This window comes from Staphylococcus auricularis (assembly GCF_001500315.1).
GTDB lineage: Bacteria > Bacillota > Bacilli > Staphylococcales > Staphylococcaceae > Staphylococcus > Staphylococcus auricularis.
The window spans coordinates 1-15,710 of sequence record NZ_LLER01000015.1; the positions used below are offsets into that span (position 1 = coordinate 1).

A 15,710-nucleotide genomic window follows, 5' to 3' on the forward strand; every position below is an offset into this window, starting at 1 on the left:
ATGGCGATGACGAAGGTGGAGATCACAAACCAACAAGACCAGGCGATGATGATGACGAAGGCGGAGAACACAAACCATCAAAACCCGGCGATGGTGATGACCAAGGTGAAGACCAAAAACCAAACAATCCTGATGAAAAACCACCCCATGAGCAAGATCCGTCTCATGAGGGTCAAGGTGGAAATCATGGTCATGACGGCCAAGATGGTGAGCATGTGAGACCAAATGACGATCCGCCAGAGGATGACAATCCATCACATGATAATCCAAATCATAATAAACCTGGCATACGTCCAGGTCAAAATGGTCAAGGTTCAAGCGATACACCTTCAAACAGACCAGGAGGACAAGATTTAGGACCGAGACCAAATCAACCTGGCAATCACAACGAACATCATTCAGGTCATAGTCACAATACAAATGCGCCAGGTAACCATAATGCAAATGGTCATACTGCACAAGATGGTAACAACAATCATCAAGGTAATGGCTCACAATCTAGTTCGTCTCAACATAGTCAACAGAACGGTTCAACATCTGGTTATCGACCAAATCAGAGTGAAACGAATCAACAGCAAACGTCCCAACATAGTGGAACTGGAAATAATTCAACACATCCGACTCAATCAGACAATCAAACGACGAACAGTCAACATCATTCAGGACCTATAAATAATGGAAAGTCATCATCTACAAATTCAGATCAAAATAATCAGACGTCTCAAAATACAACATCGTCTAACACAAATCACACGACTTCTAATCAGTCACCACAAAGAACTTCTCAACAAACGACAACTTCACAACAATCATTTGATAACCGACAAACGGTAACAGCAAGTTCGAATAGTAATGCTTCATCACAAAGTCAGAGTGGTCAAAGTAAAGAAAACAATAACAATCAGGGATTGATTAAGCGTTTTAATAAATTAAATTATGGATCGTTTAAATATAATCCATTTGTGATCGATCAAGTCCGTCGCTTAGGTAAGAAAGATGAAGAAGTCACCGATCAGCAACTTTATCGCTTATTAAAACGTCAAGATTTTGCAGATAATCATTATTTAAATGAATTACAACAATCCACAAATTACTTTAGATTCCAATACTTTAATCCATTAAATGCGGATGCTTATTATAAAAATTTAGACAAACAAGTATTAGCTTTAATTACTGGAGAAATTGGTTCAATGCCTGAACTCAGACATCCATCTGAAGATAAATCACATAGTAAATATGAATATCACGATACTAAAGGTGGAGAATATACAGTTCAGAGAGAAGATGATAGCGATCATAAAGGATTATCATTCGAGCGTGCCAATTTTGTTCTCATCATAGGCATCATCGCTATCTTTTTAGGTGTGATAGGTGGCTATTTATACCGGAAAACGAAAAAAACTGAGATATGAGTCATTAAAAACCCCTAATATAGAGAATTTAGCACTCTATATTAGGGGTTTTTATATGTTGTATCGAACTCAGATATCCTAAATGAATTGGAAAACACTTTTACGCATTTTTCTATAGATTATTAAAATAAGAATTGAAGTATAAAGTCTACTTGATCTTGTAGTTCTTTAATTTTATCAGGTCCTAAGGCAAATTGCATAATGACGACAAAACCGTTTTGGAACATGTGAATCAAAATACTCACCCATAACCGTTTCGTCAACACATAAAAGCCACTGAAAATGACACCCATACCAAAATATATCAGCATATGTGTTGGGTCTCCGTGGGCTAGTCCAAAGATGAGTGAGCTGACCGTTGTCGCAATGATGAATGCCACGACTCTGTTACCTTTAATCACATTGTAGAGTTCACCAAAGATGACTTTACGGAAGACGTATTCTTCTAAAATCGGTCCCACTATGGATATGAGCACAATAAAGATTGGAATTTGTTGCGCAATTTCCATTAATTGTGTCGTATTTTCACTTTCTTGTGGCAAATGGAAAATGTAGATGTTAATCATATTAGCAATGATTTGATAAATCATTACGGCGATGTAACCTACAATAGCCCATAATACAATGTAACGTTTTTCTTCTTTAGGTTGTTGTTCGAGTTGGGTTGGATTCTTGGTGAAGAGATGGAGCAGGATAATGAGTATCGCTGCAATAATAAATAGAGTGACTTGGGTGTAGATACCTGCAATGGCCAAGTCTTGCCCTTGTAGATCACCATACGCACCTGTGGCTTGAAGAATCGCAACACCAAATTGAGCTAGCGCATAGATGAAAAGGGTTAAAATGGATATCCATAATCGAGACATAATTGTTTTTAACCTCCAACTTTTCTTTATCCTTCATTGTAGCGTAATTTTCTAATAGGAACAAAGAATAATATATAAGTGTTTTGACTTGAAATATTGACCAACTTTGATTATTATTGAAAGTAAGTTAGCACTCCGGCTATTTGAGTGCTAAAGTTTTGAGTACAAGGAGGAAATAAGCATGTTAAAACCAGTAGGAAACCGAGTGGTTATTGAAAAAATAGAACGAGAACAAACAACAAAAAGCGGTATCGTATTGACTGATAGCGCTAAAGAAAAATCAAACGAAGGGAAAATCATCGCGGTTGGTTCAGGTCGCTTATTAGATAATGGCGAACGCGTGGCACCAGAAGTTAAAGAAGGTGACACTGTCGTGTTCCAAGAATACGCTGGAACAGAAGTTAAAAATGGACAAGATGCTTATTTAATTATAAACGAAAACGATATTTTAGCTATCATTGAAGATTAATTAAAGTAATAAAAAGATAACAATAAACAGGTTGGAGGTTAATCTATCATGGCAAAAGATTTAAAATTCTCAGAAGATGCACGTCAAGCAATGCTTAGAGGTGTAGATAAATTAGCAAATGCTGTCAAAGTTACAATTGGCCCTAAAGGTCGTAACGTTGTACTTGATAAAGAATATGGTTCTCCATTAATTACAAACGATGGTGTAACTATCGCTAAAGAAATTGAATTAGAAGATCCATATGAAAACATGGGTGCAAAACTTGTACAAGAAGTTGCAAACAAAACAAACGAAATTGCTGGTGATGGTACAACAACAGCTACAGTACTTGCACAAGCAATGATTCAAGAAGGCCTTAAAAACGTAACAAGCGGTGCAAACCCAGTAGGCATTCGTCAAGGTATCGACAAAGCAGTTGAAGTTGCAACAACTGCACTCAAAGATATTTCTCAAAAAGTTGAAAACAAAAATGACATTGCTCAAGTTGGTTCAATTTCTGCAGCAGATGATGAAATTGGTGAATACATTTCAGAATCAATGGAAAAAGTAGGTAATGATGGTGTCATTACAATTGAAGAATCAAGCGGTTTAAGCACTGAATTAGAAGTCGTTGAAGGTATGCAATTTGATCGCGGTTATCAATCACCATACATGGTAACTGATTCAGATAAAATGATCGCAGAATTAGATAAACCATACATTTTAATCACAGATAAAAAAATCTCTTCATTCCAAGATATTTTACCATTACTAGAACAAGTGGTTAAAACGAACCGTCCAATCCTTATCGTGGCTGACGAAGTTGAAGGTGACGCATTAACTAACATCGTATTAAACCGTATGCGTGGTACTTTCACAGCTGTTGCAGTTAAAGCACCTGGTTTTGGTGATCGTCGTAAAGCAATGTTAGAAGACTTAGCTATCTTAACTGGTGCGCAAGTCATCACTGATGATCTTGGCTTAGACCTTAAAGAAGCAAGCTTAGACATGCTTGGTACAGCTAAAAAAGCTGAAATTACTAAAGACAATACAACAGTCGTTGATGGTGACGGAGATCAAAACAGCATCGACGCACGTGTCAGTCAATTGAAATCCCAAATCGATGAAACAGATTCAGATTTCGACAGAGAAAAATTACAAGAACGTCTTGCTAAATTAGCTGGCGGTGTTGCAGTCGTTAAAGTCGGTGCAGCAAGTGAAACTGAATTGAAAGAACGTAAATTACGTATTGAAGATGCGTTAAACTCTACACGAGCAGCAGTTGAAGAAGGTATTGTTGCCGGTGGTGGTACAGCGTTCATGAATATCTATGACAAAGTTGCAGATATTGAAGCTGATGGAGACGTACAAACAGGTGTAAACCTTGTACTCAGAGCGTTAGAAGCACCAGTACGTCAAATCGCTGAAAATGCTGGACTTGAAGGTTCAATCATTGTAGAAAGATTGAAAAATGCAGAAACTGGTGTTGGATTCAACGCTTCAACAAATGAATGGGTAAACATGTTAGATGAAGGTATCGTTGACCCTACTAAAGTGACACGTTCTGCATTACAACATGCTGCAAGTGTAGCTGCTATGTTCTTAACAACAGAAGCAGTAGTCGCAAACATCCCTGAAAAAGATAATGATTCACAACAAGGTATGGGCGGCGGCATTCCAGGTATGATGTAATCTCAACTTCTAAATTTAAAATATAGCCCTAAAAATAGAGCCAATTTCTATCTTTCAACGATAGAAATTGGCTTTTTTATTTTTGTATTACAGTGTATAGATTCTATTCATTGCAGAACTTGATAAATGTGTAAAGAGGAAAGATGTCGTTACAGAGTAGAATATTTATTAATAAACCATTTTTATTTTTAATATCAATAATTAATTAAACGTAATAAATACTTTAAGTAATTGTAAAACATATTGATTATAAACTATAACATTGATAACATATTTTTGAACAAATTTACATACAAGCTTGGGAAAATAATTATTTTATGAGGGTTTTTTATTATTTGATTAACTAGTGAAGTTGCCACCTTAGATGGTGGTTACTTTAATGATGAGAGGTTAACATGAAGAAAATAATTTTAATTTTGATTTTAGCAATTTCATTAGCGTTCAGCTTAATAACTATTAATATATTTAAAGAATTATCTTTTTTCAATACGATAATAAAAGACCACGATAAGATTAATTTTAGCTATTCAAGTGAACATAAAAAACATACAGATGATGCATCTAAATATTTTAGAAAAATTGCAAATAATCATCATGTCGGATTAACTAAAGTTACATATACAGGTGAATATGATGTATTGTTCAATACAAACGAGAAAAAATTGCTGAATAAAAGAGATAACAAACATCAGCTAAATTTATTCGATAGTAAAATAAATATAACTGTTGAAAATTTAGCGAATACGCATCATCTCACAGAGGAAGGTACATACTACTTAACAGGTAGCTCTACAGATAAAGAAAAAGTAATAGCACTTATTAATAAAAATGTAGGGGAAACCGTTAGTACAGAAACAGAGGATTTTTTATCTTACTTAACTATTGATACATACAGTTTTTCTTTTTTAATGCTATTAGGTATTTTGGTCATTATTGCGTATTGTCACTATCTTCAACGAAATAAATATAATTATAAAACACTAGCTGATTTTGGATATAGTGTGAGAGAAATAGTAAATTTTATTTTTAGAGATTTAAAACAAACTTTAATAAGTTATGCTATCATTTTTGTAATGGTAGGAATTGGTATTTACATAATTATATACAATGACGTAAATTTATTTAAACCAGTCATTATTTTTATATTTACGATAATTGCTGGTTTGATCTTATTAAGTTTAATCACGTTTATTAACATTTCTATTTTTATGAAAGGATTCTATAAAAATCAAACTCAACCTAATATAACGTTATTCATTTATACATATATCTTATTAGCAATTGTAATGACCGTTTTCTTTACTACTTCAGTTAATCAATTGTTATCTAATAGTAAAGAGTATCGTTCTATCGCTTCATCAATGAAAAATTGGGATTATACGAAAAATGTCTATAAAATTGTTAAGGCTGAAAATGGAGCGCATCATAAAAAATCAATTGAATTAACACAAGATAAGAAATTCGAAAAATTATTCAAAAGTAAAAATAATTTTGGTTTTTTAATAGATACGGAGAATTTTATGGGCGAAGATGAAGGTGACCCTCTATATCTAGTTAATGAAGAGGAAGATAGTAATATTGAAGCAGACGGTAAGACTATAACTATTGATGAAAATTATCTCAAGCTTCATAAAAGAGAAAATATAAACGGAAAAGATGTATTAAATCAGATAGTACATAAAAAATACACACGTAATATTCTAGTGCCGATTAAATTTAAGTCAGATGAAAAAAAGATTGTTAAAAATTTCAAAGAAGATTTTAATTTTAAAAGAACATTAAGTGATAACTCGGAAAAGATTAAGACACCTGTAGATATAAATATTATTTACGTTAGAAATAACATTAAATATCCTACCTATGAACAGACAATAGGTGGAAAAGATAATAAAATCAAAGCGCCAATAGCTATAGTTGAAACAGGCAATGTTAGTAAAAGAAATTTCCAACATTATATGGCTATGTGTTACTTTTTCGAAAGTAAAAGTAAACAACCATATAATGATATTGAGCCTATATTGAAAAAATATCATTTGACTAGTGATCTACCTGCAATAGAATCTGTTTATAATACTAAAATAGATGAAATGAAAGAGATTAAAGGTGAAATTGTGAAGTATGTAGTGCTCGCATTATTAACACTTATTTCATTTATTATTGCACTAATTACAGCTATCCATTTATATTTTGTTAACTGGAAATATACGATTTTTATCAAATATAATTTAGGTTATAGTACTTTATCTACACATAAATACCCACTTTTATTACTTATTTTAATGAATTTTATTTTACTCATGTTGCTAGTAAATCATCATTTGGTTGAGGGATTAGTTATATTTGGAAGCATTTTAGTATTAGAGATTATCATTGTAGCTTTTGAATTCCTCATATTAAATCAAAAAAACAAAAACGATATTTTGAAAGGAAAAGAATAAACTATGATTAATCTAAATAATGTATCGAAAAAGTTTGATAATGCGGCCATCTTAAAAAATGTAAATCTTTCTGTAGAGAATGGTGAGTTTGTCATTATCAAAGGCGAAAGTGGTCGAGGTAAATCAACATTATTGAATATCATGAGTTTACTTGAACCACCTACAAGTGGAGCAATATCATTTAATGGTAAGACGGTGGAAACTAAAGCAATGATTCGTAAACTAAAGAAAGAGGATATTGCTTATATTTACCAAAACTATGGTCTTATCGAAAATAAAACGGTCTTTGATAATTTAACACTTCCATTAAATGTATCGAAAAAAGATAAAACACTTATATCAAAAACTGTGCAATCCTTAGGTCTCTCAAAAGAGATATTAAGTAGAAAAGTATTTACTTGTAGTGGTGGGGAGCAACAACGTATCGCGATTGCTAGAACAATTTTGAAGCAGCCATCTATCATTTTCGCAGATGAAGCTACTGGAAATTTAGATAAAACCAATGCTGAAGATGTCATCCAAATATTTAAAGATTTGAATAGAGAGGGTGTGACTATTGTAATGGCAACACATGATTCAGACTTCTTTGATATAGGGACGCAGCTCATAGATTTAGATAAATAAATTTAAAAGTATAAAGAAAAGGTATAGCACTAACATCGTAACGTTGTGTGCTATACCTTATTTATATTGATAGTACTTTATTTAGTTTTTCAAATCGTCAATCGCTTTGGCAATGTTTTCGAATACGTGTGGAATGTCATCTTTTTCAATGCAACTGAAAGCAATACGGATGTCTGTATCGTTCAGTGCGATAATGCCGATTGAATAGTTTTCGATAAGATGTTTACGTAGTTGCTCAGGGTCAACGTCTTTAATTTTAATTGCCATGAAATAGCCTGAATTAAAATCATAAGGTTGCCAGTAATTTTGATATTTATCGGCATAGACTTCTTGTTTAGTGACTTCATAACGTGCTTGTAAGGTATCAATATTGTGTTGGATTTCCTTTTCAAATGTTTCAGGATGCTCTAACACATATTTTACTGCACTTTGTGAAGGCATTGCGCCGCTTGAAATATTAGAACGAATAAGACCTTTGAGTTTTGCTTCTAATACTTGTTGTGTCGTTTCATCTTCAATACCAAATGTGATAAAGCCTACACGTAAGCCCCAAGCGAAGAATTCTTTAGTAGCTCCATCTAAACGAATAGGAAGTAAATTTTTGCTATCTACTTGAGTTAATGCTGTAAAGATCGATTGTGTATATACATCTTCATAAAATAATCCGTAGTAAGCGTCATCGACAATTGCAATGACGTGAGTGCCACGTTCTGCAAGACGCTTAACCGCATCCATGATATCTTTCACTTCATCTGTAGTTGGTGTATAACCTGTAGGATTATTCGGATAATTAAGTAATAAAATGACCTTATCTTTATTAAAATGGTCAAGGGTTTCTACAAGTGCTTCAGTTGTATAATGGCCTGATTGATCAAAAATAGGGTAAGTACTGATTTCTGCTTGATGGCGGGTTGTATAAACGAGTTTGTAGTTACACCAGTTATGGTTTGGTAATAATAAGGTATCTCCGCGATCTACAAATAAATCTCCAATTAAGGATAAACCGTGTGTTAAAGCATTGGTAACAAGTGGTTTACTGATTTGTGATGCATTTAAGTCAGGATTTTCTTTTAACATTTTTTGTTGCCATAATTCGCGCAACTGTTCTAATCCTTGAGGTGGTGCGTAAGGAAAGACTTCGTCTGAACTTAGGTGATTAAATACGTCAAAAAGTGTATCTGCGTACATTTTTTGATCACTGTAAGTCGCCATACCTATCGTCGCATTATATGAAGTAGATTTAGCTTCTGCAGATTGAGTGAGTATACCTTTAGGATAATAAATATTTTTACCTAGATCGGATAACATGTTTAACGTCTCAGGGGAAGCTTTGTATAATTGTTCATTTAACTCTATAGCTAGAGGGTTCATCGTGGCATCAACCTTCCTTATCTTTATTCATAATTATATCTTATCTTGAACTGTCATAAAGATAAAGTCAAGGCACATTTCATACAATGATTTCATGTGTGGTGGTTTTCTTTCTCATGTTGTTATGTGACAATAGAAATGTATATGTTTAAGTAGAATTTAATTTATAATATAGGTGTTCGAGGTGAAAACGTGAAGCATTTAACCAAAATATTTGTCATCTTAGCTCTTGCACTCTTTGTCTTTGGCTACTATTTACAAGCAACGGATAATGAAGATGCGGGGATAAAATTATTAATCGCTTCTATTATGTTTATGATTTGTGCGTTCATTAATCGTAATAATGAAAGAAAAAAGCGCAATCAGGATAAAAAATAAGCTCAGATATCACATACCTAAGTAGTACTTAGTTCGTACTATTTAGGTATTTTTTTATGACATTGTATAGGTGAATAGCTAAACTGTATATATACAAGATATACAGATAAACACTTTTAAGCCCTTTATTTGCGCTAAATTTAAAAAAGGGGTTTACAAAAATGTATATATTGTATATATTGAGTATATACAGTTAGTTGGGAGGTCATCATGAAAATATTATTAAAAAATAATAGTGAACAGCCTATTTATGAACAGATTACACAACAAATCAAAGAGAACATCTTGAAAGGGCAAGTTTCACTCGGTGAACATCTTCCTTCGATGAGAGAATTAGCGAAAGATCTCGGCGTCAGTGTGATTACAACAAAGCGCGCATATGAAAACTTAGAAAACGATGGATTTGTTTACACCATCAGAGGAAAGGGCACATTCGTGAATAAACAAAATAGTGACATTCTCAAAGAAAAACAATTTGTCGTGATTGAGTCATTAGCACGATCAATGACTAAAGAAGCAAAAACAATTGATATGCCGTTATCAGAAATGATTGAAATTCTCACAATGATTTATGAGGAGGAAGAAGAATGAATGCGATAGAGTTAGAACACGTGAGCTATCATCAGAAAAAATTTGAATTAAACGATATTTCTTTTAAAGTTCCAAAAGGTTATGTAACTGGTTTTATCGGACCCAATGGTTCAGGTAAAACAACAATTATACGATTGATTATGGACTTGTTACAACAAGATACCGGTCGAATCACTTTGTTTGAACAACAAATGAAAGATAACGCAGTGAATATTAAAGATAGAATTGGTTTTATTTACTCTGAACTGTATTTAAATGATAAATGGAAAGTTAAAAAAGTTGAAAACATCATCGCTCCGTTTTATTCACAGTGGGATCATTCCATTTTTGCAGGTTATTTACAACGATTTGGTATAGATGCTGAGGCTAAAATTAAATCTCTTTCAACCGGAACGAAAATGAAACTCTCCATAGCGATTGCGTTTAGTCATCATGCAGAATTATTTATTCTTGATGAACCTACTTCCGGTCTTGACCCAATCGTGAGAAACGAAGTGCTCGAGATGATTCAAGAAGAGTTGATTGATGAGAATAAAACAGTATTGATCTCAACACATATTATTTCAGACCTAGAAAAAATTGCCGATCACTTAATTTATTTAAAAGATGGTGAAATCGTAGTCGATGACTTTATCGATGAACTGTTAGACAATTACCAAATTGTTCAAGGTAATATCAATCAACTGGATGGAGAATTAAAAGCACTAACCACACATATTGAATATAGTCAAACTGGTTATACGGCACTCACAACAGAAAGCAACGCATTTAAAGAGTTGTTTGGTAGTGATGTGGTTGTGACTAAACCTACTATTGAAGCGTTAATGGTTTATTTAGGAAAAACAGATAATGCGGTTATCCGCCAAACTAGACAACCTTCTATGGAGGAGATTTAATTGAAACAACTTATTATTAGAAACATAAAATTACGCAAAACTACGCTTATTGTTTATGGCATACTTCTTTTATTACTACCGATATATGTATGGATTAATAGTGGAGCATACAAGGCGATTAATGAAAGTCAAAGTCAACTTAGTCGTTTAGCTATTCCAATTGACATTTTTATAATCATTTTTTCATTACTATTCACAGCTGCTATGACGATATTAATCATCAAAGATGCAGGGCATGCTTTCCGTTTCCACAGTAAATTAGGGGACAATAAAGTATATCACTTTTTTGCTAGTTTACCTGTATCTAAAAAAGATATGTTAAATGCAAATTATATTACAGTGTTATTGTTTACATTTATCGGAGCGGCAATATTTGGTTTGTATAACGTAATAGGCAATCAAGACAACGTGACTTCTCAGTTTACTAATTCAATCCTGTTATATATCGGAATTAATTTATTTGCTGTTCCTCTCGCTTTTAGACAATTCACAGAGAAGAAAAGCGAAAAAGTATCTTATATTTTTTATTTAATCACAGCGTTTATCCTCATACCGATTGCAATATCTGTAATTCAGTTAGGTATATATGTGTTATATATCTTTTTCGGTAATGGCGATGCTCTAGGAATAAACATTTATATCGATAATGCATATTTACCATATGCCTATCTCATTATTGGTGGACTCAGTTTCATCATTAATTATTTCATTCAATATCGTAAATTAAAATAATTCATCAACTAGAAGGAGGAGACATATGGAACTAAAAAGTGTAACTAAAAAATACAACGAACATACCGTTTTAGACCATATTGACTTTGATTTTGGACAGAGTCGTATCGTTGGTTTAATTGGTAAAAACGGTGTCGGAAAAACGACTTTAATGAAAGTGATGAATGGTAACATTGTTAACTATTCTGGAGAAGTAGGTCTGAGTAAGGAACATGAAGTAGGCTATCTGATTGAACATCCTAAGTTATATGATAATAAATCAGGATTGTATAATTTGAAATTGTTTGCGCAAGTTCTCGGTGCAGGATTTGATAAACAATATACAGATCAAATCATCGATGCCTTTGGAATGAGACCTTATGTGAAAAAGAAAGTTAAAAAATATTCTATGGGTATGAAACAAAAATTAGCCATAGCTGTATCGTTAATGAATAAACCTAAATTTTTAATTTTAGATGAACCTACAAACGGTATGGATCCAGACGGTTCTATCGATGTACTTACTACAATTCAGTCGCTCGTTGAGGAATATGACATGAAAATCTTAATTTCAAGTCACAAATTAGAAGATATCGAATTGATTTGTGATCGTGCCGTATTCTTAAGAGATGGTCAGTTTGTACAGGATGTCAACATGGAGGAGGGCGCTCCAACTGATGCAACTGTTTTAACAGTTGAGCTCTCAGATTTCAGTGCAGCCATCGATTACTTAACAGAACACTTTAACGTGAAACAATCACAAAAAGAAAACGGTGAAATCATTTTACAAGCTCAACAAGATTACCAACCGATATTAAAAGGATTGGCTGAACGTGATATCTATCCTAAATTCATAGAAACACGTAAAAGTTCTTTACGTGATACTTACTTTAACATTAATCAGAAAGGTGGCCAATCATGAATATAGCACAACTCGTTAAATTTGATATCTACAGTATAATTAAAAGTCCTCTGACGTATTTAGCACTTATTTTGACTTGGGCACCTATGATTTTAGTTACCGTTTTACAAAATCAACAAAATGATGAAGTAGATGCAGAAATGTTATTAGAAATGGGCAGTTGGTTCTTCTCAGTCGTGGGTCTACTCTTCGTAATCAAAACACTTACGCGTGATATTTCCCAAGGTACGTTGCAGTTATTTATGAATAAAACAAGCCATCGTATCGGTTACGTGATAGCTAAAACCATTTCAATCATCTTTATCGCTGTATTGATGACAGGTATTCTTGCAGCGACCATCTTAATCATTGAAGGTGTCACTGATGGTTCCAATGTGAAAGGTGACAAATTCTTAGATTTACTTTGGTTCTATATCATTTTCCAATTGTTTTATGGATTATTACTTTATCTATTTGCCCTTGTGGTACCTAAAACGGCCTTGATTTTCACATTAGGTATTTTCTTAATCTTATTTGTACCTTTTGCTGAACCATTCCTACCAATGATTCCGAAAATAGGGGAACACATTGAAGATTCATTGAAATACATTCCGTTTAGTTATTTAACAGATAAAACAACGGATGGAGATTATACCTTCACCAACTGGCAATGGTTTATCTCTGTAGCTTCAATCGTTGTACTATTCATTGTGAATCTCTTCTATGTCTCTAAAAAAGATATTTAATTTTAGATTTAAATAGCCATTAAATCGTGATTCGCTATTGAACTTGATTTAATGGCTATTTTTTAATTATTTCTATTTCGTTTTACCATTTAATTAACCAATAATTTATTGATAATTGAGTCATATACGTTTTTCCACATCGTAGAATCTGATTTATAACGATTCAACATGATGCCGATTTTTTCATTAGAACGATCTTCATAAGTTGGATCATCTTTAGGTGGTAAATCCGAGCGAATGTCAGTCACAAAGTTTTGAACCTCTCTCGCACGTGGACCCCACACTGTTTTTTGTCGATAGTTATCGTTTAGGAAAATAAAGATTGGAATGGAACGTGCAGTTCCGTTTGTTAGGTACTGATCAATCAAATCAGTGTCTTCATCTCTATGAAATACACGTATTTCAAGGTTTAAAGCCTCACTAATATGCTTAAGAATTGGCAGGTTCATCATTGCATCACCGCACCAATCTTCAGAAATTACGAGTACTTTACTATAGCTCGAAGATTTCAATTGATCTAAACGTTCATCATCTTGAGGAAGTGAAAACGCTTGGTAAATTGATAATACATTCTCTTTATTTTCTGTCATGTCATCAATATATTGCTCCACAGGTTGACTGTTTTTAAAATAACTTTCTAAAGTTGTCATTTGAAACCCCTCCTCTAAGTTTATTGAATTAATTATAACAATTTTAAAAAAATAAAGAAACGGGAAGCGCTTACACCAAAAGTACTGCTCTCTTTTTTAGCAAAAAGGTGAAACAACGCTAACTCTATGCTATATTAAAATGGAAAATTAAAATTTTTGAGCTTAAAATTCATTCATAATTTCGTATTTTAAAAGAACAAAATATGAGGATTGTAAAAATCTTGTTATATTTATTGGGGATAACAATATTTTAGAATATGAAATTGAAAAAAGGTTTGAAAAGGTATGGATGATTGAGTTGTGTAGTCATTTTAGTCAACGCGATATAGCTTGTTTGGGAGCAGGCTGATCTCCAAATGACGTAGGGTCATGATCAAAGGATTAAAGTGCACTTAAGTTTCTATACAATTTCAAACTTCAAGTATTCGTATTAAGGGAATTAATAAACATTTTCATTCACGTGATGCCGTTTCTAAGAGAGGGAGGGATGGAAATCAAATGGATAAAATTACGTTTTTAAATGAATTAGAGCAAGAACTTGCACCGCTGTCTAAAAAAACACGGGACAATCAAATGTATGATTACGAGAGATACTTTTTTGAACAAGAAAGCAACGGGAAAAATGAATATCAGATCATGGGGGAACTAGATTCACCCAAACAAATCGGTAAGAAAATCGTAGCGAATCATGCGATCACAAATGCGGAAACAGAACCAAGTATGAAAGCAATTGGTAAAGCTATCTTTGCTTCATTAGGCTTGGGGCTCGTATCGTTATTGATTATTTTATTACCGATGATTTTTGTGGGATTGATTGTTTTAACCTTTATGCTCATGGCGTTTGGTTTTATGTCTGCACCTCTATTCTTAATCGTGCACAGTGTTGTGAATCAAAACATGAGTGTCGCGATGAGTAACTATCTTTTTGCGTTTTCATTTAGCGGACTCGGTATTATGATATTGGTATTAATTTTAAAACTTGTACAGTATATATATAAATTAATCATCAAATATCTACGTTGGAATATTGGCCTCATTAAAGGAGGTACGCTCAGATGAGAAAGTGGTTTTTAATTGGCTTAGGCATTTTTTTAACGTGTTTCATACTAGCGACAATCATGTGGTTTGGGTTTGAGAAGCAAGATAATAAAGCGAATGTCGTAGAAAAAACGTATAAAGATTCTAAAATTAGTCAATTTAATGTTGACGCCTCTACCTCTGAGGTGAAGTTACATCCTGGCTCTAAATTCAAGGTTTACTATAAGGGGAAAAAGGCCGCTAACGTAAAGAAACAAGATCAGACAGTCAAAATTGAAGAAGATAAAGAAGCGAATGATGATTATGGATTAAACTTCAATCCATTTAGAAATTCCCAAAATATGATAGATATTACAGTGCCTAAACAACAGATAGACGTGGCGAAGATCAAGGCATCAGGTGGACGCATGGATATTGAAGATATCGATATTAAAAAGGTAGTATTATCCAATGAAAAAGAACCAGGACAATGGGTGACAGTTAAAGATTCGGTTATTGATCAACTGCGATTCAATGCAAAATCGACAGCGTTAAGTATCGATAAAAGTAAGATTAAAGATGCAAACATCAAGTCAGAGCAAGCACCTTTAGATATTGCAGATACAGTGTTACAAAAAGCGATTTTAATCAATAGAGAAGAGGACATTAATTTAGAACGGATTAGTGGTATAAAAAGCATTAAAGGCTCCACACATCAAAGTAGTATCAACGTATCATTTAAAAATAAACCTGAGAATATGATACTGAAATTAAATCCAGTAGAAGGTAAAAGTTATGTTGAAAATGAACATTTCGTTAATGATAAAGTAGGTAATGGTGAAAATGAGCTTGAACTTTATACTGAACAAGGTGATATTGTGATTGAATAAAAAAGGATATCTTACAGTTTAATGATAGTAATCATTAACTTTCGTTAAAATAGGGACTTAACACTGAGCAACATAAAAC

General features: G+C 33.1%; 16 protein-coding genes. 13 read left to right on the forward strand and 3 right to left on the reverse strand.

The features are described 5' to 3' along the window. On the forward strand, positions 1-1,412 hold a 1,412-nt coding region (locus tag APS80_RS10870), incomplete at its 5' end, for an SdrH family protein (protein WP_059107749.1). A 122-nt stretch (positions 1,413-1,534) separates the two neighbouring features. On the opposite strand, the gene mroQ is transcribed toward APS80_RS10870, so the two are convergent. After that, positions 1,535-2,278: an intramembrane glutamic endopeptidase MroQ gene (gene mroQ, locus APS80_RS07990; protein ID WP_059107750.1), complete on the reverse strand. Its 744-nt coding sequence runs from the start codon at positions 2,276-2,278 to the stop codon at positions 1,535-1,537. Between the two features lie 181 nt (positions 2,279-2,459). On the opposite strand from mroQ, the gene groES reads away from it, so the two are divergent. The 4 genes from groES (at position 2,460) to APS80_RS08010 (ending at position 7,480) form a co-directional block, all read left to right on the forward strand. Further along, complete coding sequence (gene groES / locus APS80_RS07995; RefSeq protein WP_059107751.1) at positions 2,460-2,747, forward strand: co-chaperone GroES; 288 nt, start codon at positions 2,460-2,462, stop codon at positions 2,745-2,747. 48 nt (positions 2,748-2,795) lie between these two features. Beyond that, on the forward strand, positions 2,796-4,418 hold the full coding sequence (groL, locus tag APS80_RS08000) for a chaperonin GroEL (protein ID WP_059107752.1): 1,623 nt from the start codon (positions 2,796-2,798) through the stop codon (positions 4,416-4,418). 395 nt (positions 4,419-4,813) lie between these two features. Continuing rightward, the gene (locus tag APS80_RS08005) at positions 4,814-6,856 is read left to right on the forward strand and encodes a DUF1430 domain-containing protein (RefSeq protein WP_059107753.1); all 2,043 of its coding nucleotides are present in this window, start codon (positions 4,814-4,816) and stop codon (positions 6,854-6,856) included. A gap of 3 nt (positions 6,857-6,859) precedes the next feature. Then, positions 6,860-7,480 carry a cell division ATP-binding protein FtsE gene (locus APS80_RS08010; protein WP_059107754.1) on the forward strand — a complete coding sequence of 207 codons (621 nt, stop codon included), beginning with the start codon at positions 6,860-6,862 and terminating at the stop codon, positions 7,478-7,480. Positions 7,481-7,561: 81 nt separating this feature from the next. On the opposite strand, the gene APS80_RS08015 is transcribed toward APS80_RS08010, so the two are convergent. Then, positions 7,562-8,851, reverse strand: a complete 1,290-nt coding sequence (locus tag APS80_RS08015; protein ID WP_059107755.1) for an aminotransferase class I/II-fold pyridoxal phosphate-dependent enzyme — start codon at positions 8,849-8,851, stop codon at positions 7,562-7,564. A 192-nt stretch (positions 8,852-9,043) separates the two neighbouring features. On the opposite strand from APS80_RS08015, the gene APS80_RS08020 reads away from it, so the two are divergent. From APS80_RS08020 to pmtD, 6 genes are all read left to right on the forward strand, one after another. Then, a complete protein-coding gene (locus tag APS80_RS08020) occupies positions 9,044-9,229 on the forward strand; it encodes an SE1626 family protein (protein WP_059107756.1) in 186 nt (61 codons plus the stop codon). A gap of 210 nt (positions 9,230-9,439) precedes the next feature. Continuing rightward, complete coding sequence (gene pmtR, locus APS80_RS08025; RefSeq protein ID WP_059107757.1) at positions 9,440-9,820, forward strand: PSM export ABC transporter transcriptional regulator PmtR; 381 nt, start codon at positions 9,440-9,442, stop codon at positions 9,818-9,820. Continuing rightward, on the forward strand, positions 9,817-10,716 hold the full coding sequence (gene pmtA / locus APS80_RS08030; protein WP_059107758.1) for a phenol-soluble modulin export ABC transporter ATP-binding protein PmtA: 900 nt from the start codon (positions 9,817-9,819) through the stop codon (positions 10,714-10,716). Before pmtR ends, pmtA begins: the two co-directional genes overlap by 4 nt. After that, a complete protein-coding gene (gene pmtB, locus APS80_RS08035; RefSeq protein WP_059107759.1) occupies positions 10,717-11,448 on the forward strand; it encodes a phenol-soluble modulin export ABC transporter permease subunit PmtB in 732 nt (243 codons plus the stop codon). A 25-nt stretch (positions 11,449-11,473) separates the two neighbouring features. Then, positions 11,474-12,349 carry a phenol-soluble modulin export ABC transporter ATP-binding protein PmtC gene (gene pmtC / locus APS80_RS08040; protein WP_059107760.1) on the forward strand — a complete coding sequence of 292 codons (876 nt, stop codon included), beginning with the start codon at positions 11,474-11,476 and terminating at the stop codon, positions 12,347-12,349. After that, on the forward strand, positions 12,346-13,074 hold the full coding sequence (gene pmtD, locus APS80_RS08045) for a phenol-soluble modulin export ABC transporter permease subunit PmtD (protein WP_059107761.1): 729 nt from the start codon (positions 12,346-12,348) through the stop codon (positions 13,072-13,074). The genes pmtC and pmtD overlap by 4 nt, the downstream gene beginning before the upstream one ends. Before the next feature lie 89 nt (positions 13,075-13,163). Here pmtD and APS80_RS08050 read toward each other — a convergent pair whose 3' ends face one another. Next, the gene (locus APS80_RS08050; protein ID WP_059107762.1) at positions 13,164-13,724 is read right to left on the reverse strand and encodes a thioredoxin family protein; all 561 of its coding nucleotides are present in this window, start codon (positions 13,722-13,724) and stop codon (positions 13,164-13,166) included. 498 nt (positions 13,725-14,222) lie between these two features. Between APS80_RS08050 and APS80_RS08055 the strand changes: the two genes are divergently transcribed. Then, the gene (locus APS80_RS08055) at positions 14,223-14,783 is read left to right on the forward strand and encodes an HAAS signaling domain-containing protein (protein ID WP_059107763.1); all 561 of its coding nucleotides are present in this window, start codon (positions 14,223-14,225) and stop codon (positions 14,781-14,783) included. Beyond that, the gene (locus tag APS80_RS08060) at positions 14,780-15,631 is read left to right on the forward strand and encodes a DUF4097 family beta strand repeat-containing protein (protein WP_059107764.1); all 852 of its coding nucleotides are present in this window, start codon (positions 14,780-14,782) and stop codon (positions 15,629-15,631) included. The genes APS80_RS08055 and APS80_RS08060 overlap by 4 nt, the downstream gene beginning before the upstream one ends. Positions 15,632-15,710 lie beyond the last annotated feature (79 nt).